This is a genomic window from Agrobacterium sp. MCAB5 (genome assembly GCF_052114365.1).
Taxonomy (GTDB): domain Bacteria; phylum Pseudomonadota; class Alphaproteobacteria; order Rhizobiales; family Rhizobiaceae; genus Agrobacterium; species Agrobacterium tumefaciens.
This window is the reverse complement of record NZ_JBFREP010000139.1, coordinates 1-607: the sequence shown is the minus strand read 5'-3', so window position 1 is coordinate 607 and position 607 is coordinate 1. Positions and strand designations below refer to the sequence as shown.

General features: G+C 52.2%; 1 protein-coding gene and 1 pseudogene. One reads left to right on the top strand and one right to left on the bottom strand.

Going from position 1 to position 607, the window contains the following annotated elements; genetic code table 11:
- Positions 1 to 99 (top strand): annotated as a pseudogene (locus AB4Z23_RS27845) (sulfite exporter TauE/SafE family protein); the annotation flags it as partial.
- A gap of 19 nt (positions 100 to 118) precedes the next feature.
- On the opposite strand, the gene AB4Z23_RS27840 reads toward AB4Z23_RS27845, so the two are convergent.
- A partial coding sequence (locus tag AB4Z23_RS27840; RefSeq protein ID WP_441361222.1) for a hypothetical protein occupies positions 119 to 607 on the bottom strand: 489 nt, incomplete at its 5' end.

Below are 607 nucleotides of genomic sequence, written 5' to 3'. Positions count from 1 at the left end.
ATCCGCCGCATCGTCACTCCCGCGACATTCAGGCGCTGGTTCCTCATCTGCCTGCTATTGCTTGGGGCTGAGCTGTTTTTGCGGGCTTTCTGGAGCTGATTCAAGCGCAGTAGAACCGTCACCGCTTCAGAGGCGCAATCAAATTATAGGCGACAATTTCTTCGTCTTCCGTCCCCTCATCGTAAATCTTCGCCACCGTGGCGCGCAGATCCGGCGAATAAACCGCTGTCCATCGTTCTTCCTCTTTGCCGTTTTTACGAATGTCGTAGGTCACATAAAACACCTCATAATTGCAGAATTTAATCGGAAAGGCGCGCCGCTTCGTAACTGCAAGGGTCAGTGACCACTTATCCTCGATTTTGGTAGTTTCGAGGGGCAGAAATTCAAAAGTGCGTCGAGCGCCAACTTTCAGAGGCCAGAATGCTTCCAGATTTGACGTAAAGTGCTGGCTGTAATTGCCGTCATCGCCCGAACGCGCCAGCTCGATTAACCCCCGAAAGAGAAAAAGCCTCTGTTTGCCTGCGCCTTGAAAATCATTCTCCACCAAGACGATCGGTCCGGATCGCCTGAATTCGCTGCGCACCTGACCGTGGGCAAGAACAAACTC